The sequence below is a fragment of the Alteromonas sp. ABV2_168 genome (assembly GCF_056161165.1).
The window spans coordinates 234,069-260,204 of sequence record NZ_JBSWYQ010000002.1 but is presented as its reverse complement, the minus strand read 5'-3'; the positions used below and the strand labels follow the sequence as shown (position 1 = coordinate 260,204).

At 51.4% G+C, this 26,136-nt stretch carries 20 protein-coding genes; 9 read left to right on the top strand and 11 right to left on the bottom strand.

Translation table 11 applies throughout. The features are described from left to right. The 3 genes from ACXAH4_RS04050 (at position 1) to uxuA (ending at position 4,232) form a co-directional block, all read left to right on the top strand. Complete coding sequence (locus tag ACXAH4_RS04050; protein WP_474880838.1) at positions 1-867, top strand: efflux RND transporter periplasmic adaptor subunit; 867 nt, start codon at positions 1-3, stop codon at positions 865-867. Between the two features lie 5 nt (positions 868-872). Continuing rightward, positions 873-2,924 (top strand): FUSC family protein, encoded by a 2,052-nt coding sequence (locus ACXAH4_RS04045; protein WP_474880836.1) that lies wholly within the window; start codon positions 873-875, stop codon positions 2,922-2,924. Between the two features lie 138 nt (positions 2,925-3,062). Then, positions 3,063-4,232: a mannonate dehydratase gene (gene uxuA, locus ACXAH4_RS04040; protein ID WP_474880835.1), complete on the top strand. Its 1,170-nt coding sequence runs from the start codon at positions 3,063-3,065 to the stop codon at positions 4,230-4,232. On the opposite strand, the gene ACXAH4_RS04035 is transcribed toward uxuA, so the two are convergent. From ACXAH4_RS04035 to ACXAH4_RS04010, 6 genes are all read right to left on the bottom strand, one after another. Then, complete coding sequence (locus ACXAH4_RS04035; RefSeq protein ID WP_474880832.1) at positions 4,229-5,164, bottom strand: LysR family transcriptional regulator; 936 nt, start codon at positions 5,162-5,164, stop codon at positions 4,229-4,231. The two genes, uxuA and ACXAH4_RS04035, sit on opposite strands and share 4 nt — an antisense overlap. Before the next feature lie 118 nt (positions 5,165-5,282). Continuing rightward, the gene (locus ACXAH4_RS04030; RefSeq protein WP_474880830.1) at positions 5,283-6,605 is read right to left on the bottom strand and encodes a sugar MFS transporter; all 1,323 of its coding nucleotides are present in this window, start codon (positions 6,603-6,605) and stop codon (positions 5,283-5,285) included. Between the two features lie 41 nt (positions 6,606-6,646). Continuing rightward, positions 6,647-7,768: an N-acetylglucosamine-6-phosphate deacetylase gene (nagA, locus tag ACXAH4_RS04025; protein ID WP_474880829.1), complete on the bottom strand. Its 1,122-nt coding sequence runs from the start codon at positions 7,766-7,768 to the stop codon at positions 6,647-6,649. Between the two features lie 3 nt (positions 7,769-7,771). Further along, positions 7,772-8,773, bottom strand: a complete 1,002-nt coding sequence (gene nagB-II / locus ACXAH4_RS04020) for a glucosamine-6-phosphate deaminase NagB-II (RefSeq protein ID WP_474880827.1) — start codon at positions 8,771-8,773, stop codon at positions 7,772-7,774. Further along, a complete protein-coding gene (locus ACXAH4_RS04015; RefSeq protein WP_474880826.1) occupies positions 8,774-9,655 on the bottom strand; it encodes a glucosamine kinase nucleotide-binding domain-containing protein in 882 nt (293 codons plus the stop codon). 55 nt (positions 9,656-9,710) lie between these two features. Beyond that, the gene (locus ACXAH4_RS04010) at positions 9,711-10,808 is read right to left on the bottom strand and encodes an acyltransferase family protein (protein WP_474880825.1); all 1,098 of its coding nucleotides are present in this window, start codon (positions 10,806-10,808) and stop codon (positions 9,711-9,713) included. Positions 10,809-10,981: 173 nt separating this feature from the next. On the opposite strand from ACXAH4_RS04010, the gene ACXAH4_RS04005 reads away from it, so the two are divergent. The 3 genes from ACXAH4_RS04005 (at position 10,982) to ACXAH4_RS03995 (ending at position 17,131) form a co-directional block, all read left to right on the top strand. Continuing rightward, positions 10,982-12,013 carry a LacI family DNA-binding transcriptional regulator gene (locus ACXAH4_RS04005; protein ID WP_232373457.1) on the top strand — a complete coding sequence of 344 codons (1,032 nt, stop codon included), beginning with the start codon at positions 10,982-10,984 and terminating at the stop codon, positions 12,011-12,013. A 189-nt stretch (positions 12,014-12,202) separates the two neighbouring features. Next, positions 12,203-14,842: a TonB-dependent receptor gene (locus ACXAH4_RS04000; RefSeq protein WP_474880823.1), complete on the top strand. Its 2,640-nt coding sequence runs from the start codon at positions 12,203-12,205 to the stop codon at positions 14,840-14,842. 57 nt (positions 14,843-14,899) lie between these two features. Beyond that, entirely contained in the window at positions 14,900-17,131 is a 2,232-nt protein-coding gene (locus tag ACXAH4_RS03995; RefSeq protein WP_474880821.1) for an alpha-N-acetylglucosaminidase, read from the top strand. A gap of 54 nt (positions 17,132-17,185) precedes the next feature. On the opposite strand, the gene ACXAH4_RS03990 is transcribed toward ACXAH4_RS03995, so the two are convergent. The 3 genes from ACXAH4_RS03990 to ACXAH4_RS03980 all read right to left on the bottom strand — a co-directional run bounded on the left by ACXAH4_RS03990 (position 17,186) and on the right by ACXAH4_RS03980 (position 20,618). Continuing rightward, positions 17,186-18,637 (bottom strand): M20 family peptidase, encoded by a 1,452-nt coding sequence (locus ACXAH4_RS03990; protein ID WP_474880819.1) that lies wholly within the window; start codon positions 18,635-18,637, stop codon positions 17,186-17,188. 27 nt (positions 18,638-18,664) lie between these two features. Next, positions 18,665-19,180 carry an NUDIX hydrolase gene (locus ACXAH4_RS03985; RefSeq protein WP_474880817.1) on the bottom strand — a complete coding sequence of 172 codons (516 nt, stop codon included), beginning with the start codon at positions 19,178-19,180 and terminating at the stop codon, positions 18,665-18,667. Between the two features lie 73 nt (positions 19,181-19,253). Beyond that, the gene (locus ACXAH4_RS03980; RefSeq protein WP_474880816.1) at positions 19,254-20,618 is read right to left on the bottom strand and encodes a GntP family permease; all 1,365 of its coding nucleotides are present in this window, start codon (positions 20,616-20,618) and stop codon (positions 19,254-19,256) included. A gap of 178 nt (positions 20,619-20,796) precedes the next feature. On the opposite strand from ACXAH4_RS03980, the gene ACXAH4_RS03975 reads away from it, so the two are divergent. Beyond that, a complete protein-coding gene (locus ACXAH4_RS03975; RefSeq protein WP_474880814.1) occupies positions 20,797-21,342 on the top strand; it encodes a gluconokinase in 546 nt (181 codons plus the stop codon). Positions 21,343-21,391: 49 nt separating this feature from the next. Here ACXAH4_RS03975 and ACXAH4_RS03970 read toward each other — a convergent pair whose 3' ends face one another. Continuing rightward, positions 21,392-22,387, bottom strand: coding sequence for a substrate-binding domain-containing protein (locus ACXAH4_RS03970; RefSeq protein ID WP_474880812.1), 996 nt, complete (start codon positions 22,385-22,387; stop codon positions 21,392-21,394). 154 nt (positions 22,388-22,541) lie between these two features. Here ACXAH4_RS03970 and ACXAH4_RS03965 point away from each other — a divergent pair, with 154 nt between their 5' ends. Continuing rightward, on the top strand, positions 22,542-23,921 hold the full coding sequence (locus ACXAH4_RS03965; protein ID WP_474880810.1) for a YcjX family protein: 1,380 nt from the start codon (positions 22,542-22,544) through the stop codon (positions 23,919-23,921). Positions 23,922-23,935: 14 nt separating this feature from the next. Beyond that, a complete protein-coding gene (locus ACXAH4_RS03960) occupies positions 23,936-24,838 on the top strand; it encodes a DUF697 domain-containing protein (RefSeq protein ID WP_474880808.1) in 903 nt (300 codons plus the stop codon). Positions 24,839-24,954: 116 nt separating this feature from the next. On the opposite strand, the gene ACXAH4_RS03955 is transcribed toward ACXAH4_RS03960, so the two are convergent. After that, on the bottom strand, positions 24,955-26,064 hold the full coding sequence (locus tag ACXAH4_RS03955) for a mechanosensitive ion channel family protein (protein ID WP_474880806.1): 1,110 nt from the start codon (positions 26,062-26,064) through the stop codon (positions 24,955-24,957). Positions 26,065-26,136: the final 72 nt, after the last annotated feature.

The following is a 26,136-nucleotide window of genomic DNA, read 5'->3' as shown; positions in this document are numbered from 1 at the left end:
ATGGGAAAAGTACTGAGCATCATTGTGACACTTCTGGTTATCGCCGTCGCTGTCTTCTCCGGGCGCTGGGTGTGGGATCATTACCTTTATTCGCCCTGGACACGGGACGGCCGCGTTCAGGCAGATATCATCACTGTTGCACCTGATGTATCCGGCTGGGTAACAGCCCTGCCGGTGAAAGATAATCAGAAAGTACAAAAAGGCGATGTGATATTCCGCGTTGATGTTAAACGCTATCAGGCTGCCGTAGACGAGTTAAACGCGCAGGTGCACAGTAAACAACTGGCGCTGGATCTTGCGCAGCATGAGTTTACCCGCCGTGAAAAACTCAGAGAGCGTAACAGTATCAGTGCCGAGGAGCTGGAAAGTAGCCGCATCAGTTCCGATATGGCCAAAGCTGCACTGGATGTAGCAAAGGCACAGCTTGCCAGTGCGGAAATCGATCTTGAACGGGCAACCGTGACTGCGCCGGCGAGCGGGCGGGTAGTTAACCTGACCCTCCGGGAAGGAAACTACGTGAATCAGGGCACGCCGGTGCTTTCTGTGGTTGCTGATAATACCCTGTACGTTACCGGTTATTTTGAAGAAACAAAGCTTCCTCTCATTCATGAAGGTCAGAAAGCCACTATTCACCTGATGAGCGGCGGCAAAGCGTTGTCGGGCACAGTATCCAGCATTGGCCACGCTATTGCCGACACCAATACCTCCACAAACAGTCAGTTGCTTCCTGAAGTGCAGCAAACCTTTAACTGGGTAAGACTGGCCCAGCGTGTACCGGTAGATATTAAACTGGATAAGGTGCCGGAAAATACCCGCCTCGTCGCCGGTATGTCGGCGTCGGTCCGGTTAGCCACAGACGGGGAGTAATCTCGTTGCCTGCCTTCCTGGTTGTCTACCTAAGGCCCTCCCGCGCCTCGTTAATATTTGCCCTGAAAGGGGTTATCTCCATGGCGATGGCAATGTACGTGGCCATGTGGATGGACCTGGAGCGGCCTTACTGGGCGCTGGTCTCTGCGGTTTTTCTGCAGGTACGTCCGGAAGCCGGCATGGTGCTGGAAAAAACCGTTTGTCAGATCCTCGGCACCCTCATTGGCGGTGCCTTTGCCATGGTGGTACTGCATTATTTTCATGCCTATTCAGGGATTTCCCTGTTTTGCCTGGCGCTGTGGACCTGGCTGAATTCCGGTCTGTCATCACTGGTGCGGCGGGTGAACTTTATTTACTTCTTTGCCATGGCCTGCGTCACACCCTGTATTATTATTCTGCTGACCATGGCTACGCCTTCAGCTGTGAGCAGCCAGAGCATTTTTGATATCGCGCAGTCCCGGATCAGTGAGCTTATCGTTGGGTCGGTGTGCGCCATGCTGGTTTCGCTGATTTTATGGCCCCAGCGGGTAGAGAAGGTGCTGGTTGATCATGCCAAAAACACCATTAACCAGACGATGGCTTATCTGTCGGTAGAATTAGATCCTGACGGTTCACACGATGAGCGGCACAAGCACATCGACGATACCCTACAGTCTTTAACGGCGCTGAGTGATGACTCCAGCGCTGTCGTTTTTGAAGGTCCGGACGGGCCGGGAAAATCCCGTGCAGCCACCGTTATCTGTAATAAAACCTTGTCGTTAATTGCTGTAGTACAAATATTCGGCCGGCTGCAACGGAATAATCCTGAACTGCTGTCAGAGAATATGATGTCGCTGCTCACTCAACTGAGAAACGATGTAGGCCTAATCGGCAGCCTGAAAAGTTTCGACGAATGTTATGAGCTGGCACAGAAGCAAAGGCGCAAATGGAGCAAGCTTTTCCAGTCTGACCAGTTGACCACATTAGAATTCCGTTTGTGCCGTACCGCGCAGGAAATGGTAGCAGATTTAGTGGTCATACTTCGTGCTTACCGGGCACTGGAGCGGGGAGAAAAATCCACCCTTAAAGCCTCAGGTATTAAACCTCACCGCGACTGGCTGGTAGCAGTGACCACAGGCTTTCGCACATGTCTGGTTTTCAGCACCGGCGCATTTTTATGGGTAGGCACCGGTTCACCGGCAGCCATCATGCTGATGATCTTACCTGTAATATTTTCCATCATGTTCGCCAGACTCGCGCCCGTGGTGGTTACCAGGGCCATTCGCGGTGTGCTCATCGGAGCCTGCTTTGCTATACCTGTTGCCATTTTCTATGCCCTGAACCTGATAGCCGCCAGTAGCGGTGACTTCGCCATTCTGGTGCTTATTTTATCCGGCCCGCTGTTTTTAGGTTTAATGCTGCTGTCGCACCGCGCGTTTCTGCCCTACGGCATCGGCTTTTGCATTCCGTTTGTGATCCTGGTGCAACCGGCTAACGACATGAGCCGTTCACTTTCGGTGGATTACACCACCAGCAGTGCACTGGCGATCCTCAGCGGCGTGATGATTTTATACTGGATATTTAAGTTATTTGCCGGGCCCGGCGCGAACTGGATACAGTCACGGCTGCTTTCAGTGACCTATCAGGATTTGCTTAAAATTGGCAGTCCCGGTCATGATGAAGACTGGTTCAATGCGCGGATGTGTGACCGGCTTCTGCGACTCACCAGTTACGAGCAAAATATTACTTCAGGTTACCGGACACTAACCGACTTGGGCCTGACAGGCCTGAACCTCGGACACGCCTCTATGCGGATCCGGCGTTTAATGAGTGGCTTGAGTGAGCGCTCACTAACTGGTCTTGAACAGGAATGGCAGCAAGCGCTGGCGGCCTCTTTTCTGGCTGCTTCAAAAGGGGATGATACAGACCGTCTTGCCCCGGTCAATAAGCGGATTATCGACACTCTCAAAGCGGAAGGTGCGCCGGAAGAAAATCTGGCTCTCATAGACGGTATCTTCACCCGCCTGCATTATTCTTTCCGCCGCACGGCAACCATGATCAAAGAAGCCCGCGCCTAATTCACATATCACCACCAGGTGCCAGATTAAGTTTCATATATAAATATTTTGGTAAGGCCAAATAGGGTTTTTAATTGTCTTTTACTCGCTTATGCAGTAGTCTATAAATAATTGGCATGACCAAATTTGAGGTTGCAGATGATTGAAACATGGCGCTGGTTCGGACCCGGCGACAGCATTACGCTAGAAAAAATCCGCCAGGCAGGCGCGACCGGTATCGTGACATCGCTGCATGATGTGCCCACCGGTGAAGCCTGGCCACTCGAAACCATAAAATCCCGTAAAGCGATGATCGAAGATGCCGGCATGCAGTGGGATGTTATTGAAAGTATTCCTGTGCACAACGACATAAAAAGTCGTACCGGTAATTACCGTGAGCTTATCGAGAATTATAAAACTTCGGTGCGCAATGCCGGCGCTGCCGGTGTCACGACCGTGTGCTACAACTTTATGCCGGTGGTGGACTGGACCCGCACGAATCTGACTTATCAACTTCCTGATAAAAGTTATGCATTGCGCTTCGAATATTCAGACTTCGCTGCTTACGATGTGTTTGTGATGCAGCGTCAGGGAGCAGAGAATGATTATTCTTCTGATCTGCTGAATAAGGCGAAAGCCCGGTTTGATGCCATGTCTGATGCTGAACGGGAATTGCTGGAGAAAAATATCATTGCCGGATTACCCGGTGGTGAAGGCTCTTATAACCGCGAAGGGATCAGAGATACTATTCAGCAATTTATCGATCTCGGCGAAGACGGCTTACGGGCCAGCCTGTTTGAATTCCTTGAAGCCGTCATTCCGGTAGCAGAAGAAGCCGGTGTGAAAATGTGTATTCATCCTGACGATCCGCCGTTTTCTCTTTTTGGCTTGCCCAGAGTGGTGTCTACCCAACAGGATGCAAGGAAGATCCTCGAAGCGGTGCCAAGCCCTGCAAACGGACTCACCATGTGTGCCGGCTCCTACGGTGCCAGAGGCGACAACGACCTTATCGCCATGGTTAACGAGTTTGCAGAGCGGATTTACTTTGTGCATTTACGCAATGTGAAACGGGAAGATGACGGTTCATTTTATGAAGCCGCCCATCTCGACGGCGACAATGATATGGTGGGGCTGGTACAGGCGCTGCTGAAGTGCGAGTCCAGCCTGGGATGCCAAATTCCCATGCGCCCTGACCACGGCCACACATTAAGTGATGAGCAGGGCAAAGCGGATTTGAAACCCGGCTATTCTTATCTTGGCCGTCTGAAAGGTCTTGCAGAACTGCGCGGGCTTATTTGCGCTGTGTCCTACATGAATGCAAAGCACTAGTCGATTGCCCAGTACGGCGTATCGCCGTATATCGACAGCATGTAATCAATAAAATGGCGCACGCTTACCGGCGTGTGCTGTGATTTCGGATAGACAAAGTGAATATCCTGTGGTGACTTCCGGATAGCCGGTTTAAACGCATCCAGTACAGGGATCAGTTTTCCTTCCCGCACACTCTCTCCGACCAGCCAGTCCGGGAATAAAACCAGTCCCATTCCTTCCCGCGCAGCCGTCAGCAGCGCTTCCGCATTATTAGACGTCATCAGCGGTACAAATTGTTGTTGTGTCCAGCCCGAATCAGGCTCGTGGAAAAACCACGGGTTAGTCCCGCTGAAACCTTTATACACCAGACACCGGTGCTGTTTTAAATCAGCAGGGGATGTCAGCGGTGTATTGTTCTTAAGATAAGCCGGTGATGCCGCCAGAAAGTAACGCTGTTCGCAGATTTTTCTTCCCCGCAGGGAAGAGTCCGGCAGGGCACCTATGCGGATAATCACATCGGCGTCACCTGCATGAGGATCGATAAATGCATCTGTTAAAGTAAGCTCAACCTGTACATCCGGGAACAGTTCGGAAAATTCCGCCAGAAACGGGGCAACATGATGTTGTCCGAATTGAACCGGTGCGTTAATTCTCAGTATGCCACCGGGTTCGCCATCGAAGTCCTGTAAATGCTGCTGCATCTCCATCAAAGATTTTTCAATTTCTGACGTATAGCGAAAGAATATCTTTCCCTGTTCGGTGGGAGCCAGCGAACGGGTGTTGCGATAAAACAGCGGCTGCCCCGTGGCATCTTCCAGTTGCTGAATGGCCCTTGATACCAGAGACGGTGAAACCCCTTCCTGCCTGGCGACGGCTGACAAACTGCGGGCTTCATAAACCGCGATGAATAGCTTAAGAGTTCGGAGTGTGACTTGATTCAATAAATTCATTTATGCGTAATATGCAAAAATCTTCTCTGAATTATCGTGTTTTTCGCACATTTAGCAATGGTTAAAATACACTTTTTCAGGAGAAAGGTGCGGAGCCTTCCAGCTCCGCATCAATAAGTTACCAGTGCTTTATACGGCAACCTTTCAGGGCATAAAACAGAATGAAACCGTAGCAGGGAATAGTCATCCAGTAAGCATTCAGAACACCGTATGCATCAGCAATCGCGCCGAAAACCATTGGCAATACTGCGCCACCGGCAATACCCATGATTAACAGGGCTGAACCACGGGCAGTGAATTTACCCAGACCTTCCAGTGCCAGTGGCCACACCGCTGGCCAGACAATGGCATTGGCCAGGCCAAGAAGAGCAATACAGGCGAGTGGATCGGGCAGCGTGGTGACACCGGTCCAGCCCCAGATAACGGCAGAAATACTGTCACTGGCAGGGTCAGTAAACGGAATGGCAACCGCGAGTAACATGCCCAGTACAGCTGACAGAGTTAGTAACTGATGTTGGGTTAATACCCGCGGGATCAGTACCAGTCCCAGGGTGTAACCTATCACCATAAAGAACATGGTATAGGACGTCAGCCCCAATGCGCCTTCCACGCCAAGCTCAGAACCGGCAAGCCCGATAGTGTCACCGGCAATGACCTCTACGCCCACATAGAAAAACAACGCCGCCACACCCAGCACCAGTTGGGGAAACTGCAAAATAGAGCCGTTCCTCATGCCGCTGGCATCAAGGCTTTCATCTTCTTTGTCTAAATCCAGCTCAGGCAATCCGGAAAAACGCAGCGCGACTGCCAGTAACAACAGCGCAACGGCCATGCCGATATAAGGTGTTACCAGGCTGTCAGCCAGAGACTGAATTTGTGCAGCCCGTTCTGCTTCCGGTAAAGCGGCAATACTCTGCGCTGTTACGCCAGAGAATTCCCCCAGTACCAGTGCGGTAAATACCACCGGTGCCAGCCAGCCTGCGCCTTTATTCAGCAGGCCCATAATTGAGATACGGGCTGCTGCGGTTTCAGAAGGCCCGATTTTTACCAGATACGGGTTAGATGCTGTTTGAAGAATAGTCAGTCCTGAACCAACAATAAACTGTGCGGTGATAAACAGGGCAAAGGTTTGGGTTTCTGCAGCCGGCACAAACAAAAAGCAACCGGCGGCTATCATTACCAGACCCAGCGACATGGCATTACGGTAACCGGTTTTATTCAACACAAACGACATGGGAAGCGCCATGACGACGTACGCAATATAAAAGCTGAATGCAATCAGCAGCGCTTCCATGCCCGATAACTGACAGACAATTTGCAGAAAAGGGATTAGCGCACCGTTCAGCCAGGTAATGAAACCAAACACAAAGAACAAGGTGCCGATAATGGCCATGGGCAGCAATACCGCACTGCCGGAAGAAGAGGTTTTACCTGTTGTCATTATTATTTCCTTCAGATTAAAAGGGACGGGCCCTGCAAGCCTTACGACATGCAAACCCCGTTACGCCAGACGCGCTGAACCTGCAAGGCGTCGTTTACCGCTATCCAGTTGGCCTGCGAGCCGGTTTGTAATGTGCCGATACTTGATGAAAGCCCAAGAAAATTTGCCGGTGTTGAAGTGGCCATTTTCAGTGTACTTTCCAGCGCAATGTTCAAATCAAAACGGGTATGCTGAATGGCTTCTTCCATGGTCAGCACCGAACCGGCCAGTGTGCCGTCTGCTAGTTTCAGCGTTGGTCCCTGACGCAGCACCTTAATGCCCTGATACATAAAGTGGTCAGCATCGCTGGCCGCCGGGGCCATGGCATCGGTCACCAGCATCAGCTTGTCGTCACCTTTCAGGCGGATAGCCAGAGTGGCACTTACCGGGTGCACATGCTGATGATCAACAATCAGTCCGCAATACACATCATCACGGTATAACGCGCTGCCTACCACGCCGGGTTCCCGGCTGGTAAGGGCAGACATGGCATTGTAAAGGTGTGTTGCGCCGGTTGCGCCGGCATCAAAGGCTTTAAAACAGGTGTCTGCATCTGCGTTGGTGTGACCGGCTGATACAATCACTCCGGCGTCCACCAGACGGGTGATGTCTTCAGGAGATACGGTTTCCGGTGCAACGGTAAGCAATACCCGGCCTAAGTCTTTGCGGGTAAAAAGGGCAAATTCGTCGTCACTCAGGGGGCGGATATGCGCAGCGCTGTGCATGCCCTTTTTCGCAGCAGACAGGTGCGGGCCTTCAAAGTGAACGCCCGGAATGGCGGCAGGGTCGGCCTTATGCGCTTCAGCTATAGCATCCGCACCGGCAGACATGACGGCTATATCGTCTGTGATCAGCGTAGGCATAATACTGCCTGTACCGGTAGTCAGATATGCGCGTGACATCTGCAACAAAGAATCTGCCACCGGCGCTTCATTAAACTGCACACCGCCGCCACCATTAACCTGTACATCTACCATGGCCGGCATGATCAGGCCATCCAGTACATCGTGTTGCCCCGGCTCAGCATCAAGTGTCACCGACGCAATGCGCCCGTTTTCCACCGTGAATACCACGTTGCTTTGCAGGCGGTAGCCATCAAAAAATTGTGAAGCAAAATAACCCATGAATTAAACCGTTTCCGTGACTTTCTTCAAGCCTACCGGATTATCCGGGTCCATGTTAAGGGTTCTCGCTGCAATTTCGATATCCAGATAAAAACGCTGCATGATCAGCAGCGGCGCAACCAGCGGATGCACCTCGTCATCTACTTTTAACAGCGGAAATACCGGCGCACCACGGCGCTTCACTTCTTCAATTTGTCCGCTGTGAAAACTGGCTGAAGCATCCGGCACGTGTACGTCAATAATGGCTACGCCACGGTTCAGCAAGGCTACCGGTCCGTGCAGGAACTCTGCGCTACTGAACGCTTCGGCTTGAACGCCAAGTACTTCTTTCATTTTAAGGGCTATTTCACGGGACACCGCATAACCAAATGCACGGCCAAGTACCACGCAGCGCTCCATAGGCTTAAGTACCTCAGCAGTGAGTACCGGTACCTGTGCAATGGTGTCGTCAAGCCGGTCAGGCAAGGCACTCAGTGCTTCGCGAAGTGCCCGGTTGTCTGAGCACGCAGCAACAATGGTCAGCAAAGCATATAAAGTGGCGAGATAGCTTTTCGTGGCTGCCACTGCCACTTCCGGGCCGGCTTTAAGGGGCACAAAGAAATCAGCCAGATCTGCCAGCGGTGAGCTTTCATCGTTAACCAGCGCAACAACCAGTGCGCCTTTTTCCTTCGCCATTTTTGCCTGAGCCAGAATGTCAGGGCTGCGGCCAGACTGGGAAATCACGAACACTAACGCTTTTTGTAACCGCAGTGACTTGCCAAATACACTGTTCACCGACGGTGCTGCGGCGGCTACCGGCAAACCAAGCTCTGTTTCAATGAGGTATTTGCCGAAAACACCGGCGTGGTCAGATGTGCCACGGCCAATCATGTACACAAATTCCGGGTCTTTTTGCTTAATTGCTGCCGCCAGCGCAGTGATTTGCGCTGCGTTGTCACGTAATTGTGTGCGGAAAACGTCAGGGGTCTGCGACGCTTCAGCAGCCATTTTTGTTGCGTGTGCCATTCAGGCCTCCTTAAATGCCTGCCGTGCCAGCGAAACCGCACCGTATTCAGGGGAACACAATGGGGGGCTCAGCAGCCGTTGAATAGTATCAGGGATCTGGCTGCTCCAGTACGATGCCAGTCCGCCAATCATGGTGATACGCCGTGCATCCAGCGCCTGTAATCTTGTCAGCATTTTGGTGAGGTACACAGTACCTTCGTTAATAATGGCCTGCGCACCGGCGTTATTCTGCTTCGCAAAGTCCAGTACCAGCGGTGCAAGTGCCGCGTAATCGCCGGAGCGGTAGTGCAGGGCCTTCGCGACAATATCTTCCGGTGTTATTACGTTAAGTTGCTGACACACCGCTTCCGTGAAATCACAAACCGGTTGTAACGCATCCATCGCTTCCAGCGTGTGGCTGATTGCCCGCCAGCCCAGCCAGGCGCCGCCAGCCTTATCGCCCAGGGGGAATCCATGACCGCCAATACAGGTATGCACATCATTCACGCTGGCAAAGGCAGAACTGCCCGTGCCGGTAATTAAAATGGCACCTTCGCTGCCACCGTGTGCGCCGGTACAGGCAATGTGTAAATCGGTAGTAATCATGGTACTGGCGAAGGGAAGCTGCCACTTTTCTGCAATTTCCCGGTAGGCTGGAATGTTCACCCCGGCCAGTCCCAGGCAGGCATGCACCTGTGACAGTGCATTTGCCGGCAATCCGGCTTCCTTTAATGCTTGCATGGCAGCGGCATTCACCGAGTTATATGCGGTCTCTGCAGATTGTGCAGGATTAGACGGGCCGGAAAGCCCTTCGCCAAGCAGTTCGCCGTTCAGGGATTCAAGGCGGGCTTTGCATTTAGTGCCGCCGCCATCGATACCAAGAAAATACTGTTGCTGAATCACTCACGGGTTCCTTGCTGTTGGATAGATAAAATAGAGAATTAAAGACGGTGTAAGATCAGATTTTGATAAAAATCTGTTTGCGGTAGAGCCAGTAGACGGGAATAAAACAAATACCCACAAACATCACTACCCAGGTAGTGGCACTGGCAAATTCGCTGAAGCCTGCCTGCAAAGACCACTCAACCCATGCCCCGTGAACAGATGTGCCGGCTATTTCCCAGTCCAGGCACTTCTCAATAATAACGTGCAGCACATAGGCGGTAATCGCATTGGCGCCAAAGATGACCGGAATGGCCGTGCCCGCACGGTGGCCTTTAATATCGGTGTACCACACCATCACCGCCAGAATCATTGCGCCGATGCCGCCGGTAGCCAGTACGAAGGAACTGGACCAGATTTGCTTGATGAACGGAAAGCCCAGGCTCCACACACAACCGGCACAAAAAGTGAGAAAGCCGAATAAGAAAAGATGCATTACGGCATCTCTTAACTCACCTTTGGCGGCGATGATAATGCGGCCTATGAGCATACCCATGATGCCGGTAACCACAGAAGGGAAGGTGCTGAGTAAACCTTCAGGATCCCATTCACCACGCCACAACATGCCGGGCATGAATCTGTCGAACCAGTTAATAATGTTCTCGCCCCGTTCCAGGTGACCGGCGGGTAAACCCGGGGCCGGCACAAACAGCACAAACAGCCAGTACAGCACCAGCAGGGCAATGCCGGTTTTAATTATTGTACGTACAGAGCAGTAAACCGCCAGATAGCAGCACACCAGATACACCACTGCGATACGTTGCAACACGCCAAGAATACGAACCTGCTCGAAGTGGGTGTAGAACAGGTTCACCACTAATCCCAGGGCGAACATGATGCAGGTGCGTTTCCACACTTTTTGCAGCACAGGTTTCAGATTTGGGGAATCAGCATGAATATTCTTAAAACCTAAGGCAATTGCCACACCCACAATGAGGATGAAAAAGGGAAATATCAGGTCGGCGAAGTGAATGCCATCCCAGTATGCATGGGACAACTCACCATAGGTATTCGGACTGTTTGCCACAATCATGGCCATGATGGTCAGGCCGCGGAACACGTCCAGCGACAATAAACGGTTTTTCTTTTCGGTGTTATCAGCCGTGTTTGTCATGATCAACTGCTTCTTTAGTAATCAGGGTTTTTACGTTAACCTTGCTTTGTCAACGTTGTCAAATGTTATTTTGATGAAATAAAATACGATAAGACAGAAGAATGGCAGGACAGGAATGTTGCGGGCCGTCTCCATAGCCTTTATGCTCCTGAAAGACAGGAATTTTTTTGATCATGGCAGTCACTATGAAGAAGCCGACAATTAAGGATGTGGCCAAGTTAGCGGGAGTTTCCTTTAAAACCGTTTCCCGTGTGGTCAACAACGAAGCCAGCGTCAGCGATGAAGTACGCACCAAAGTGCAGGAATGTATTCAGAAACTGAATTATCAGCCTAATCACACCGCTCGTACTATGCGTAAAGCGCCTTTCTCACTGGCGTTCGTGTACGACAACCCGAACAGTCACTATGTGATTGAAATGCAGAACGGCATCATTTCAGAGTGCCGCAAGCGCGGGTTCGAACTGGTTATTCATCCCACCGACTCCCGTTCCGAAGAAGTGGGTAAAGAACTGGCGGCCATGATTGGCTCAAATCAGATAGGCGGGGTGATTCTTACGCCGCCGTTATCCGAAAACCGTGAACTGGTTACTTTTCTGCTGAACCGTGATGCCAAGGTTGTACGCATCCTGTCCGGTTCAGAAGCGCCGGATACACTCGCTCCGGTGGTCCACGTGGACGATGTGGAAGCCAGCCGTAAAATGACAGACTACCTGCTTGATCTCGGGCACAAGCGTATTGCGTTTCTCGGCTATCATGCCTCACATGAATCCAGCCTCGGCCGCCTGCGTGGTTTTCGTGAAGCCCATGAAGCACGGGGTCTTGCAGTGGATAAGAACCTTATCGTAGACGGCGAATTTACCTTTGATTCGGGTATGGCGATGACGAAACAGGTTCTCAGTAATGACAATAAACCCACTGCTATTTTTGCATGTAACGACGAAATCGCAGCCGGCGCGGTGTTCATGGTGCGCCTGAATCAGCTGCGGGTGCCGGAAGATGTTTCCGTGGCCGGATTCGAGAACAGTCCGTTTTCCATTCAAACCTGGCCACACCTCACTACCATCAATCAGCCAAATTTTGATATCGCCGCTTCCGCCGCAGAAATGGTGATCAAGATGATGCAGGCGAAAGATGTTCACACCGTGGAATCTAAAGGCTTCAGCCTCGAACTGGTGGTCAGGGATTCCGCTGCGCCGCTGAATTAATTTCCTGATATTCCGGAACAACCGTGTCATAAATTTTTCATTTTGATGTTTGACAACGTTGACACGCGGTGATAGCGTCGAAAACAGGATGATGAAAAAATCACCGTAAAACAAAAATAAAAGAAAACATATTCAGCGACGTTGCCTGAAGCTGAAACGATAAAAGTGTTGAACTGATGGGAAACGCAAATGAACTATGCACTTCCGAAGAAAACCCTCATTGCCAGTGCGCTGCTCTGTGCTCTGAACCCTGTTGCTTTCGCGCAGGAAACTGCTACGCCAGATGAAGACCTGATTGAACGCATCGACGTGACTTATCGCTCCAGCCTTGTGCAGGCAGCGGCTATCAAGCGTGATGAAACCAAAGTTGCCGATATCATCACCTCAGAAGATATCGGAAAATTCCCCACCGAGAACATTGCTGAAGCTATTCAGCGCATTCCCGGTGTACAGATTTCCAACATTAACGGTCGTGGCTCCACGATCAGTGTTCGTGGTTTAGGTGCGCAATATGCGCGGACAACCGTTAATGGTCAGACAATGGCAAACGCCGATTTCACCGGCGGTTTCCGTTACGACATTATTCAGTCTGAACTGGCCTCTGCCATCTCGGTGATTAAATCTCCAAGCGCCGACATGGACACCGGTGGCCTTTCCGGCACAATCAATATCGATACTACCAAGCCGCTGTCTTACGGTGAGCGTAAAATTGTGGCATCGGTAAAAGGTCAGTATTCAGAATTTTCACCTACTGACGATGTTACGCCGAAAGGAAACATTACCTATATCGATCAGTTTGCTGACGATACCGTGGGTATTTTCCTGAACGCCGGTTATCAGGAACTGGATGACCGAGTCGATAACTTCTGGATGGGCCGCTGGTTCCAGGACGACGAAGGCAATGATTATCCCCGCCGTCCCCGTTACCGTCGTATCGACCGTGAAACCAAGCGTTATCTGATGAACGGTGCCGTGCAGTGGCGTCCGACTGACAGCTTTGAAACCACGTTTACTGCCATTTATGCCGATGACGACACCTATCAGGATTTAAACCAGCAGGTATTCCTGTTCGACCGTGATGACATCACCCTGCTTGGCGAGCCGGTTGACGGCGTATACACCAATGTGAGAATAGATGATTTCACGCTGGAAAATAACCGTCAAATCGAGGAAAAAGGCGCGACCAGTAAAGCCTTTACCTTACAGTCTAAATACGAAACGGAAAACTGGATAATCTCAGGCGTGGCGCACTATACCGCCGGTGATGCCACAGAAAGCGAAGAAGCCGCTATTCTGGCAACCACCGTGTCTGCCACTATGGACATTTCCGACAGCAGCAATGTTATTTTCGATGTGGATGAAGATCTCACCGACCCGGCGCTGTATCCCTACGACATGCCCCGTAACGAATATCCGAACGGTGCAACGCGGATTGTGGATACCTCCGAAAAGGCCCTGCAATTTGATGCTGAACGCATTCTCGACGGCGACATTTTCACGTCTTTCGCATTCGGCGTGAAATACCGTCAGGAAGAGTTCAACCGCGAAGTATACCGTACAGACCGTTTCGCCATTGGTGATGCAGACCCTGCAGACTTACCGCTGATGTCTGAATATAACTTCATGGTGACGGACTTCCTCGATAATCAGATGTCTATTCAGCATGCCTGGATCGCACCGGATATTCAGGCTTACCGCGATGCGCTGGTAGCAGAGGGCGTGACCATTCCTACCTTCTTTGCGGCCCAGTCGTCTTACGGTATCGAGCGTGACATCTTGTCGTTCTATTCCGAGCTTGAGTTCGATACCATGTTAGGTGATTTCCCGTTCCGCGGTAATTTCGGCGGACGTTACGAAACCACAGACCGGACTATCAATACTTACCTTACCGGTGAGCAGAATCCGGATAACGAAGAAATCCGCATGGTGGTGGGTGAATACGATATCGATTATGACTACACCAACTTCCTGCCCAGCATGAACCTGGTGTTAGAGCTCACCGATGAAGTACAGGCCCGTTTTGCGGCAGCAAAAGTGCTGGTGCGTCCTATTCTGACGTCCAATACACAAATTGCTGCTTCAGAAACCTCAGCGTCTAACTCCTTCGGTACCACTACCTACACCATCGATCTGGGTCAGCCGGAAATGAAGGCAATGACCGCAGATCAGGCAGATTTAGGTCTGGAATGGTACTACGGTGAAGGTGACAGCCTGGCGTTAACCCTGTTCTGGAAAGAAATTAAGAACGGCTCTGTGACCGAGTTTGTTTGTCCGGACAGTTATGACGGTGTGGCACTGAGCGGCACGGCAGCAGACTGTACCGACAATGAAGGTAATATTTATGAGATTACCAGCACCTACAACGATGACTCCGGTACTACCATCAAAGGTTATGAGCTTGGCTGGAACCAGGGACTGGACGAATGGCTGCCCATCAAAGGTTTCGGTTTCTCAGCAAACTATACCTTCATTGATGCGGAAGAAGGTGAAGACTTTGTACTGACCAATTCTTCTGAAGAAACCTGGAACTTCATCGGCTACTGGGAAAATGAAGTGTTCAGCGCGCGGGTCGCACTGAACCACCGCAGCCCGTATATTCAGGACAGCAACGATGCGTTCTTTGCCCGTGAAGGCCGCGTGGTAGATGGCCGCGATCAGATAGACGTGGTACTGAGCTACAACGTGACTGAAGAACTGAACCTGCGTTTCGGCGCGCTGAATATTAACGGTAACGATGAAGAAGCCTACTACACCGATGAGAAGCCGGTCTGGCAGACCACCAGTGTACTGGGTACAAGCTACTACCTGAGTGCAATGTACTCGTTTTAAAAACGCGGTGTGCGCTGCCTGTTAACGCAGCGCACGTTTTTTTACAGGATAAAATCAATGCGTAAACCTATGTCTATGCCGGTCAGTGCCCTGTGTCTGGCAGTGGCGTTCGCCTTAAGTGGTTGCGGTACACCGGCAGAGCAATCCCGCGCCAGTGAAAGTGAAACCGTAGCCGTGCAAACGCCTGTGCAGGCCGTTCTCAGCCGGGTCACCGGTGGTCAGGCAGGGCACATTTCCACCCGCAAAGTCACCGACAACGAACCTGAGTGGTACGAAGTGAATGTGACAGACGGACAGGCGGAAATCAGTGGCAACAGCGATGCTGCCATGGCATACGGTGCATATCAGTATCTGCGGGAGCAGGGCGCGTTATCGGTAAGCTGGGAAGGCAACCGCGTGGCCATGCCTGAACACTTTGCTGACTACGACGGGGCGAAAATCGCTACACCGTTTGATCAGCGCGCGTATCTGAATGTGTGTGCCTACGGCTATACCACACCCTGGTGGGACTGGGCGCGCTGGGAGCAGGAAATAGACTGGATGGCCCTGCACGGTGTGAATAACCCCGTGGCAATGGAAGGTCAGGAGTTTGTGTGGCAAGCCCTGTGGAAAGAGTTCGGTGTAACAGACAGCGAACTGGATACGTACTTTTCAGGACCTGCGTTTACGCCCTGGCAGCGCATGGGTAACATTGAAGGTCATGAAGGCCCGTTACCGCAAAGCTGGATTGATAAGAAACACAAACTGCAGAAAAAAATTCTGGCGCGGATGGACGAGCTCGGCATGAAGCCTGTCGTTCCGGCGTTCAGCGGGTATGTACCCAAAGCGTTCACCGAACGTTTCCCCGATGCAAAAATTTACGAAATGCCCAAATGGACAGGGTTCGAACACGAAACCTACTGGCTGGACCCGGCAGATCCGTTATTCGATAAAGTGGCAAAACGCTTTATCGAAATCTACACCGCCACCTACGGCGAACATGAATATTATTTATCTGATGCGTTTAATGAAATGCTGCCGCCGGTATCAGGAGACAACCGTTACGCCGACCTGGCGTCTTATGGAAAACGCATTTATCAGTCTATTCAACAGGCTGCGCCGGATGCTACCTGGGTGATGCAGGGCTGGATGTTCGGTGCCGATGAAGAGTTCTGGGATCTGGAATCCATAGAAGCCTTTTTGAAAGATGTACCGGACAGCAAAGCGATGATCCACGATATCGGCAACGACCGTTATCATGTGTGGCAGCGCACAGAAGGTTTTAAAGGTAAGCCGTGGATCTTCGGATTCATTCATAACTACGGCGGATCAGACCCTGTTTACGCTGATTTTGCAGATTACACAGAGCAGCTGGATGTGGTAACGCATTCAGAAAATAAAGGTGCATTAACCGGTTTCGGTGTATTCCCTGAAGGTATTCACAATAACTCTGTGGCTTATGAGTTCCTGTTCGATTTACCCTGGCAGGCAAAACCGGACATGCAAAGCTGGATAGCCACCTACGCCAACGCGCGGTACGGTAAATCGTCTCCGGCGTTGCTGAATGCCTGGGATAAGCTTATCGACGGAGTGTACTCGGTACGTTACTGGACCACCCGCTGGTGGGAAGGGTCAGCAGGTGCTTACTTACTGTTCAAGCGCCCGACAACAGATATCACTGAATTCGAAGGTAGCCCGGGCGATCTCGCCAGCCTCGACGCAGCCATTATGGAACTGCTGTCTCTGGCTGACGAATACGCAGATTCCCCGCTGTTTATCTACGATCTGGTGGACGTGACAAAGCAGTCAGTATCACTACACGTGGATTTAATGTTGCAGGAAGCCGTGGCGGCTTATCAGGCGAAAGACATTGAAAAAGGCGATGCGCTGACGGCACAAATCACCAAACTGGTTACGCAACTTGATGCGCTGATGGGATGGCATCAGGAATCTCTGCATACCTGGTTGTCAGATGCAGCCGCTTACGGTGACAACAAAGCAGAATCTGACTTTTATGTGAAGAACGCCCGCCAGCAAATTACCGTGTGGGGCGGTCCTAAACTGAAAGACTATGCGTCTAAAGCCTGGCAGGGCATGTACAAAGATTTCTATCTGCCGCGCTGGTCGCAATACTTGTCAGCCCTGCGTGCTTCAGTGGTGTCTGACTCATCTTTTGATGATGCGGCACAGCAGCAGGCACTGATTGAATGGGAGAATGCGTGGACAGAGCAAACCACCATTCCCGCGCCGGTAAAACCGGACAACCCTGTGTTGCTCGTTAACGGGTTAATGATGGAAGTTTCCCGTTAACAGCCTGCCCGCCTGTGGTTGGGCAGGCGGGCTTTTTCTTTCTGTATTCTTATCTTATTGCTGCGCCATCATTGCCGTATAAAACTGCACGGCTTTTACCAGGTTCGCTGCCGATATCTTTTCATTGGTGCCGTGAATACTGCCAAGATCTTCTGAACGTAACACCATAGGCGCAAAGCGGTAACTGTCGGTTATTTCGCTGTAAAAGCGGCTGTCTGTAGCGGCAATGGTCAGGCCCGGCGTAATAATCGCATCCGGATAAACAGCCCGCGTGGTCTGTACCATCTGTAAAAAGCCTTCGTTACTACTTGATGCTACCGGTGAAGGCTCGGTGAACTCTCCCGCTTCCACTGTTACCCGGTCATCATTTATGGCTTCGCGCACCCATTCAGTCACGGATTTCACTGAATCCCGCGGGTGCAGCCTGAAATTAATCGTGGCCGTTGCGGAGGCGGGTAATACGTTAGATTTCACGCTGCCTGACAGCATGGTGGGAGCAGTGGTGGTGCGCAGCATGGCATTACCGCTGGTGCTGCTACCTACAACAGCATTCAACAGGGGTTTAAAGAGCCACATATTGGCAAATAACAGCCGTTTGCTGAAATCCATGTGCCGGGCGATGTCGCTGTACATCTTTTCGCTTATGCCTTCCAGCCCGCCGGGTAATGGCGCTTCGTGTAGCTTCATCAGTGCTGCGGCCAGAATAGTTACCGCAGTATCCTGTGGTGGCATGGAGCTGTGACCGCCTTCACCTTCTGCGGTGAGTGTCAGTGTTAAATACCCCTTCTCCGACAGGTTAATACTGGCAATGCCTTTATCGATACCCGGCACAATACCGTCCAGCACGTAAGAACCTTCATCCAGCGACCAGGCAGGCGTGATCTTTTTACTTTTAAACCACTGGGTGACTGCAATCGCGCCGTCCGTGCTGCCAATTTCTTCGTCGTGGGTAAGGGCAATATAAATATCCCGCTGCGTGGTGATGTTTTCTTCCAGCAAGTGTGTGGCAGCAGCCATCAGTGTGATGACAGAATTTTTGTCATCCAGTGCGCCACGGCCCCACACTTCACCGTTTTTAATGACGCCGCCAAACGGTGGGTGCGTCCAGTCGTGCTCTGTACCCGGGTTAACAGGCACCACATCGTAGTGGGCAGAGAATAACACCGGCTTTAACGCGGTATCCTGACCTTTCAGGCGGAACAGTAAGGTGTGAGTATTCAGGCGCACCGGTTCTGCTTTTTCAAATACCAGCGGATAGGTGGCGGCCAGCCATTCCTGAAACGCGGTGAAACTGGCGTAGTTGTCAGGGTTGCCGGTTTCATAAGACACGGTTTTAAAGGTCAGTGCCTCAGAAAGCTGTTTAGCTAGTAATTCATCGTCGGGCTGAACTAACGTAATGTCTGCAGACGGGGCAGACTCCTGTGGCGTAAAACGCATGGCGTTAAATATCAGTACACCAATAAGCAGAACAATCACGACACCCAGAGACAGGAAAAAACGCTTCATACTCTTATCCTTAAATGAGCAGGCAGTTTAACTGACAGAATCAATGTATACCTTCACCGCGCGGCGCATAGAAGGGAAAGCAATGTTGTCGGGGTTAATATCACCCGGTTTCAGCCATTTTACACCGGCAATTTCGCTGGCCTGAAGCGAAAATTCCGGGCGCTTTTTCAGCGTGGCAACAAAAAAGCCATCGCAGGTGTGATAACGCACACCGGCATAATCATAGGTGTTGGATGCAGACAGCAAATATTGCCAGTCAGCAACATGAATACCCAGTTCCTCGCGGGTTTCCCGCACGAGTGCCTGTTCCAGCGATTCATGAAAATCCACAAATCCGCCCGGCAGACCCAATTTACCTTTACCCGGGGCTTTCGCCCGCAGGGTAAACAGCAGGTGGCCGTCACACACCAGAATACCGGCTACCGCCGTGGCAGCATTCAGGAAGTAAGTAAAGCTACAGTCTTCACAAATATAGCGGTTTTCAGATAACGAAAAAGCATCGCTTTTGCAGTTCGGGCAAAAGCGCAACGGGTCTGTATTCATGCAGAAAATACATCAGTTTGATGACAGAAATTAGCGGTTAGCATGCCAGAAAATGTGCTGGCGGGGCAACTTTCTAAAACACCACACTCATTAACGCGGCCAGCAGGAATGCAATGCTGCCGAGCAGGGTTTCCATTACCGTCCAGGTTTTCAGGGTGGTTTTTTCATCCATATCCAGCAGGCGGGATACCAGCCAGAAGCCGGAATCATTGAAGTGCGACAGCACAGTTGCGCCGCCGGCAATGGCAATCACAATACAGCAGATGTCTACCGCCGAAAGGCCAGTAGTGGCCGATACGATGGGCGCCATCAGAGCCGCTGTGGTGGTCAGTGCTACTGTGGCAGAACCTTGTGCGACCCGTAAACAGGTTGAAATCACAAACGCGGCCACAATCACCGGTAAACCTGTGTCCTGTAATAATCCTGCCAGTGCTTCACCAATCCCGCTGCTGCGCAGTACACCACCGAACATGCCACCGGCACCGGTAACCAGAATCACACCGCAGATGGGTGCCAGCGATTCCCCGCAAAGCGCTTCGGTTTTCTCACGACCAAGATCCCGGGTGAACAGAAGTAAACACAGGATCAGAGTGATCAACAGCGCGACAGGGGTTTTACCCAGCATACGCAGAATATCAACCCATAAAGCATCGCCGCTTATCGCGCCGGATACCTGCAAGGTGTTCAAACCGGTATCCATAAATATAAGTAGCACCGGCGTTAGCAGCACAGCCAGCACCGTACCGAATGCCGGCGGGGTGGTTAATGTGGAAGAATCAGTGTTCTTATACAGCGGCGGCAGGGAAAGTACGGTTTTCCTGCCCGCATACAGGGCAAAGCAATACGCGCCCAGATACCAGGTGGGAATGGCAATCAGCAAACCAATCAGCAACAGAAGACCAATATCAGCCCCCAGTAAATCAGCCGCTGCCACCGGGCCGGGATGAGGTGGTACAAAAGCATGCATTACCGCAAAAGCACCGGCTGCAGGAAATGCATATTTGATTGTTGAGCCACCGAACTTAGCCGCCACACTCATCAGTATGGGAAACATCACAATCAGTCCGGCATCAAAAAAGATAGGAAAACCGAACAGCAATGAGGCAACACCCAGCGCAAACGGGGCTTTTTGCTCACCGAAGCGGTTGATAAGACCATCAGCCAGCACTCTGGCACCACCGGTGACTTCCAGTAATTTGCCAATCATGCAGCCCAGCCCTACCAGCAAGGCCACAGAGGCCAGCGTGCCACCAAACCCTTTCATCATCACCGGCACAATGTCATCAGCCGGAATACCGGCCACCGCAGCCGACAATACGCTGACAAGGATCAATGCCACAAATGCATGCACCCGCATTTTTATAATAAGCAGTACCAGCAGCACCACCGCGCCAAGGCCGGTGAGCAACAGGTGAGTAGGGTCGGTTCCAACATCCATAGCACGTTCTCTTATTCACAGCGTTTTACAGGTTCAGAAGCGTTTGCTGAAAGGCGGCAGAAAAAATTACGCTTTAAAGCCATTCACAATCAGTAACGTTACCGGTAACATGGTACATGTTACGCTAAAAAGGTAAACAATTATTTAACACCAAAACCGTGGAGCAGGCTGCAACATTATGAGTAAAAGCGAGAGCAAACAACCGCCGGCAGGCTTCTCTGTGGTGGTCATGGGCGTGAGTGGTTCAGGTAAAACCACCGTGGCTGAAATGCTGGCGGCAGACATGCAGGCCACCTTCATCGACGGCGACGACTTACACCCCCGAGCCAACGTCAAAAAAATGGGCGAGGGCTCCCCGCTTAACGATGAAGACCGTGCGCCCTGGCTCGAACGCATCAATGATGCGGTGTATAACCTGGAGCAGCGCAGCCGCAAGGGCGTGATTGTGTGCTCGGCACTGAAAAAACGCTACCGCGACGCAATTCGCAAAGATAATAAAAACCTCGTGTTCGTGTTTCTCGACGGGCCTAAGCATGTGATTTTAGCGCGCATGGCTGCCAGAAAAGGGCATTTTATGAAACCGGATATGCTCGACAGTCAGTTCGACGCGCTGGAGCGCCCGGACATCAGCGAACAGGATGTATTAACAGTCACCATCGACAGCACGCCGCAGGAAATTGTCAGCCGGGTAACAGAGCGTTTAAAAGCGCGAAACTGTATCTAATCAGATTGTTGGTTGGCGCTTACTAACTTAGTTTGTACCGGTTTTTAGCTTACAATGTTTCCCCCGCTGTCAGGCTGTGAGGCAAGGTAATCAGCTTCTCTGCTACCGCCTCTCCCTGCAACGATGCCAGCAACAGGCGGGCAGCCTGTTCTCCCATTTGTTCCCGGGGCGTAAGCACGCTGGTTAATACCGGCGTGGTTGCGCCGCCGATATCCAGCCCGTTATATCCCACTACTGCCATGTCTGCAGGGATCTGTTTTCCCGTTTGACGGCAATGCAGCATCGCGCCGATGGCAATATCATCGTTTGTACAGAACACGCCGTTCGTTTGCGGATGGAACGACAAGGCCTGCGCCATCAATTGTGCACCACGGGTGAAACTGGAATGTTCCGCTGTGGAAACCGTAACCGGTTGTAACCCCGCTTCTTTCATGGCCCGTTCGTAACCCTGTTGCCGCAGCAGGGTACGGCTGTCTAACCTGGCGGCAAGATAAACCGTATTCTGTTTGCCTGAGTCCAGCATCCGCTTAACGACCTCATACGCGGCCTGTTCGTGGTTCATACCCACAGCCATATCCAACGGTTCGGCGGGTACTTCCATGGTTTCCACCACCGGAATGCCAGCCTTTTTCAGCATCTGCCTGGTGCGCGGTGTGTGTTGGGTTTCAGTGAGCACCAGTCCGTCAATCTGATACGACAGCATCATATCAATCTTGTCCTCTTCGGTTTGCGGGTTATAACCCGTGTGAGCAATCAGGGTGTCGTAGCCATTGGCGGCGGTGACGTTCTCAACCCCCTGCACCAAATCAGCAAACACCTGGTTCGACAACGAAGGAATAATAATGCCGATGGTCTTACTGGAGGATTTCGACAAAATGGCCGGTACACGATTTTTAATGTACCCCAGCGACGTTAAAGCTTCTGCAATTTTGGCCTGCGTAGCCGGTGCCACAGAGTCAGGGGCCCGCAGATAGCGGCTTACCGTCATTTTAGTCACACCAACAATGTCGGCAATATCCTGAAGTGTAGGGCGCTTGGCAGGCATAACGTCTCTCTTTTCGTTTCTTATGCCGGTGATGTTACACGTAACATGAGGGGGAGGGAATCCCGCATCATTTGTATCCAAATGTGACAACTGCTTTTAAATTCACCGGTGATCCCCATATCATACCGGTATGTGTTGCGAATAACGGGTATCAATGAAGAGCTTTCTGAAGAATGTGTTGTCACCGCTGGAACCCTTGCTTGATGGCATGACTTCGGCAGGCGACTGGTTCACACGTGAAAATCACCGTTTTACCATTACCGGGTTAAGCCGCAGCGGTAAATCCATGCTGTTCACCAGTTTAATGACCATCCTGAAGTATCGCAGTGAACATCAGTATCAGTGTTTGCCGCTGCTTAAGCATTTACCCGCAGAGCTGGTAGACAGCATGTGGCTGGAGCCGGTAGACGACTTTCCGTTATTCCCCATCGACGATCACATTGCCTCACTGGAAAAGGGGGAATGGCCTGCGCCCACTGAGAACGTGTATGCGTTTAAAATGGTGGTGCGGTTAAAGCAAACCGGTCAGTTCAAAAAGTACCTGTTTCCTCATACCCATGTGGTGTTTGAGTTCATCGACTATCCCGGCGAGTGGATCACCGATTTACCCATGGCCGGCAAAACTTTTGCCCAGTGGTCTGATTCCGCGCTGGCCCAGCAAATGACCGATCCCCAGCGTTTCTACGCCAAAGACTGGCATCACACCCTGGAACAGTTTGATTTCGATAGCGACCCCACACCCGAAGCCATGCTCACGCTCACAAGCAGCTACCGTGATTATTTAAAACAGGCGAAACAGGCCGGTATTGCCATGCTGCAACCGGGCAGTTTTTTGCTCGATGGCAGCGGGTTTAACTGGCGGGAAACCGGCTTCACGCCGCTGCCTGCAAAGATAAGCAGTGATATTACCCATCCCTGGACCAAAGCATTCAACGCACGGTTCAGTGAATTTCAGCAAGACTGGCTGAAACCGCTCCGCGCCGGTACCTTCCGTGAAGCAGATAAGCAAATTATTCTGGTGGACTTATTCGAAGGGCTGAATCATAGCAAACAGCATCTGGCCCAGTTAAAAGAAACCTTAAGCCACCTGGCAGATGTGTTTGTGTACGGTGAACAGGATTGGTTCTCGAAACACGTGTTACGTAAACAGGAAATCGGCAAAGTGGCATTTGTGGGCACCAAAGCCGATCTCGTCCCCGACGCTGAAAAGCCGCAATTACTGGCGTTACTGAAAGACGTATGCGGCGGCGCCACCGCCAAGCTCGAACGGGAAGAGGTACCTTACGAGCATTTTCTGGTGTCAGCCATTCAGGCCACCGATGAGGGCAGCAAGCCCGGTGCACTGCGTTACACCAATAAACATAAACAGTATGTGGAAGTACAGTTCGAACCTCTGCCGGTGCGTATTAAAGATATGTCGGCAGACGAGCATTATCCTGCGTTGTATCCGCCGGTGCCCGCAGACTATCTGCCCCGCATGTTAAACGGCAGGGGACTGGATAAACTGTTTCAGTTTTTACTGACAACCCGTTAGTTAAAGGTTTAAACATGAGTGAAACCGATTATAAAGCGCCGGAATACCGGTCACGTACCATCGAAACGCCGCTGCAGCAGCAGGCTCCCAGCCAGCAGATGCCGGCAAAAATAGATACCTCCGAATGGGATATCGACGGTCAGCAGGGAATTTCCCTGAAAGTCATTACTCTGGTGCTGGGTGCACTTACCGTTACCGGCTTTATGGTGTTCGATGCCATCGACTCTCTGGTCACACAGTTCAGTGAGTATCCGCTGATATCTACCGGTCTTGGCGTACTACTCGGCGGCTTTGTGGCTGCGCTTATCGCGCTCATTGTAAAAGAATGGCGTGGCTTTCGTGCGGTAGAAGCCTGTATTGAAACGCCACTGAATCTGCCCGCACTGGCAAAGCTTGACGACCGCGCCGTTGCTGAAAAACGCATCCGGGAGCACGCCCAACGTTTCGGCAAAGACAGCTACGCCGCCAGATGTTACAAGCAGTACCAGAGTGCATTGCATGCAGATATGACCGCAGCAGACGCAGTTGGCCTGTATGAAAGCATGGTCGCGGTGCCTGTAACCAAAAAAGCCGAAGAAGTATTACGTAAAGAAGCTGTGGTGAGCGGAAGCCTGGCATTTATCAGTCCGAACCATCTTATTCAGACACTGGCCATTGCGTGGATAAGTTTTCGTACCATCCGGCGTATCGCAAGAGTATTCGGATTACGCCCCGGCACTGCCGGCAGCTGGCGATTATTTAAAGTGCTGGCACAGAACCTGGCAGCACAAAGCCTGTTTGATATGGCTACCGATGAACTGGCCAATCAAATAAGCGGATCTCTGGCCGCCAAAGTGGTAGAGAACTCAGCAGAAGCTGTGGCCGCCGGTGCGCTTAACGTGCGCCTTGGCAGAACACTCATTAAGTTATTGCGCTAAGCACACACAGTGAAACGTTAATTCACCGCCAGTCCCTCAGGCCTGACAAGCTCATCGCTCAGGCCTTTTCCCGCGCCCGGAACGATTGAGACCTGTGCGCGGGGTTTTTACTCCCTCTATAAAATATTACTACCGTCTTCCGGATCACGGGCCTGCTCTGCCTGACGACGTATATCATCATTCTCACTGCTCACGTCTTCACTGTGGTCAATGGCCGCCGGTACAACAACCTTTTCCGGTTTAGCCGCAGACGGGGCAGGGGATGGCGACGTACTTGTAGATGAAGACGGCACGGAAGGCACAGAGGATCCAGACTGCCTGTTCTCAGATCCCTTTTGCCCTGACTGTTCCTGCGCGGAACTATCCTGTCCGGATAACTGGCGAACCGGGACACCATCAGGAAAAACAATCTCACGGGCATCGTCCGGCATAGAAATTCCTGCCTGCGTAAAGCTCTCTACCAGAATACGCATGAGCGAAGAGGCCATTTTCACCACGCTGGTGGTTTCCACATTGATCCAGAAATACACTTTCAGGTTTACCGTGGCAGAACCTAATGTATCAATCAGCACCTGCGGCTCTGGTTCAGTCAGCACGTTAGGGTGTTCAGTTAACAGGGCCATGGCGAGGTCGCGCACTTCAGCAATGTTATTGTCGTAGCCAATGCCAATTACAAACTGTCCGCGCATATTCGGGTTAGCCGTGAGGTTCTTAATAATGCCCTTGTACACAATAGCATTCGGTAACTGAATATGATTACCGTCAAAATCGACCAGCGTGGTGGCACGGGACGTCACCTTTTGAACCACACCTGTGTACGATTCAATTTGCACTACATCGCCAATACGAAAGGGACGCTGTACAGTAAGCAGCAAACTGGAAATAAAATTCTCAGCGATATCTTTAAACGCAAAACCAAGAATAAGACCAATCAAACCCGTACCGCTGACAATAGCAACAGCGAATTCCGTAAGTCCGGCCATTTTAAGGAAGATATACAAGCCAAACAGCATGATAAGGGCGCTGATAGTGCGGCGGGTGACAGAGCGGATAAGCGGACTTTGCGACACATAGCCAAACGGCTTGATCAGCAAATTAGACAGGCGACCTGCAATAAGCACGAGGACGATGAATATACCAAACCCGATAAGCACATCAGGCAGATGGGTGCTTAAATCGCTAAGCAGACCGTTCCAGGTATCGACAGCGTTAGTAGTTTCGGGCATGGGCGTATCCGTAAATTAAACTAATTTGGATACGCCTTAGTTCATCAAAGAGTTCGGAAATGCAATTTGCGC

What these genes read in the sequence shown, in the direction of transcription:
- ACXAH4_RS04050 (WP_474880838.1), top strand. Translation starts at nt 1, where the DNA reads ATGGGAAAAGTACTGAGCATCATTGTGACACTTCTGGTTATCGCCGTC.
- uxuA (WP_474880835.1), top strand. Translation starts at nt 3,063, where the DNA reads ATGATTGAAACATGGCGCTGGTTCGGACCCGGCGACAGCATTACGCTA.
- ACXAH4_RS04035 (WP_474880832.1), bottom strand. Translation starts at nt 5,164, where the DNA reads ATGAATTTATTGAATCAAGTCACACTCCGAACTCTTAAGCTATTCATC.
- ACXAH4_RS04030 (WP_474880830.1), bottom strand. Translation starts at nt 6,605, where the DNA reads ATGACAACAGGTAAAACCTCTTCTTCCGGCAGTGCGGTATTGCTGCCC.
- nagA (WP_474880829.1), bottom strand. Translation starts at nt 7,768, where the DNA reads ATGGGTTATTTTGCTTCACAATTTTTTGATGGCTACCGCCTGCAAAGC.
- nagB-II (WP_474880827.1), bottom strand. Translation starts at nt 8,773, where the DNA reads ATGGCACACGCAACAAAAATGGCTGCTGAAGCGTCGCAGACCCCTGAC.
- ACXAH4_RS04010 (WP_474880825.1), bottom strand. Translation starts at nt 10,808, where the DNA reads ATGACAAACACGGCTGATAACACCGAAAAGAAAAACCGTTTATTGTCG.
- ACXAH4_RS04005 (WP_232373457.1), top strand. Translation starts at nt 10,982, where the DNA reads ATGGCAGTCACTATGAAGAAGCCGACAATTAAGGATGTGGCCAAGTTA.
- ACXAH4_RS04000 (WP_474880823.1), top strand. Translation starts at nt 12,203, where the DNA reads ATGAACTATGCACTTCCGAAGAAAACCCTCATTGCCAGTGCGCTGCTC.
- ACXAH4_RS03995 (WP_474880821.1), top strand. Translation starts at nt 14,900, where the DNA reads ATGCGTAAACCTATGTCTATGCCGGTCAGTGCCCTGTGTCTGGCAGTG.
- ACXAH4_RS03990 (WP_474880819.1), bottom strand. Translation starts at nt 18,637, where the DNA reads ATGAAGCGTTTTTTCCTGTCTCTGGGTGTCGTGATTGTTCTGCTTATT.
- ACXAH4_RS03985 (WP_474880817.1), bottom strand. Translation starts at nt 19,180, where the DNA reads ATGAATACAGACCCGTTGCGCTTTTGCCCGAACTGCAAAAGCGATGCT.
- ACXAH4_RS03980 (WP_474880816.1), bottom strand. Translation starts at nt 20,618, where the DNA reads ATGGATGTTGGAACCGACCCTACTCACCTGTTGCTCACCGGCCTTGGC.
- ACXAH4_RS03975 (WP_474880814.1), top strand. Translation starts at nt 20,797, where the DNA reads ATGAGTAAAAGCGAGAGCAAACAACCGCCGGCAGGCTTCTCTGTGGTG.
- ACXAH4_RS03970 (WP_474880812.1), bottom strand. Translation starts at nt 22,387, where the DNA reads ATGCCTGCCAAGCGCCCTACACTTCAGGATATTGCCGACATTGTTGGT.
- ACXAH4_RS03965 (WP_474880810.1), top strand. Translation starts at nt 22,542, where the DNA reads ATGAAGAGCTTTCTGAAGAATGTGTTGTCACCGCTGGAACCCTTGCTT.
- ACXAH4_RS03960 (WP_474880808.1), top strand. Translation starts at nt 23,936, where the DNA reads ATGAGTGAAACCGATTATAAAGCGCCGGAATACCGGTCACGTACCATC.
- ACXAH4_RS03955 (WP_474880806.1), bottom strand. Translation starts at nt 26,064, where the DNA reads ATGCCCGAAACTACTAACGCTGTCGATACCTGGAACGGTCTGCTTAGC.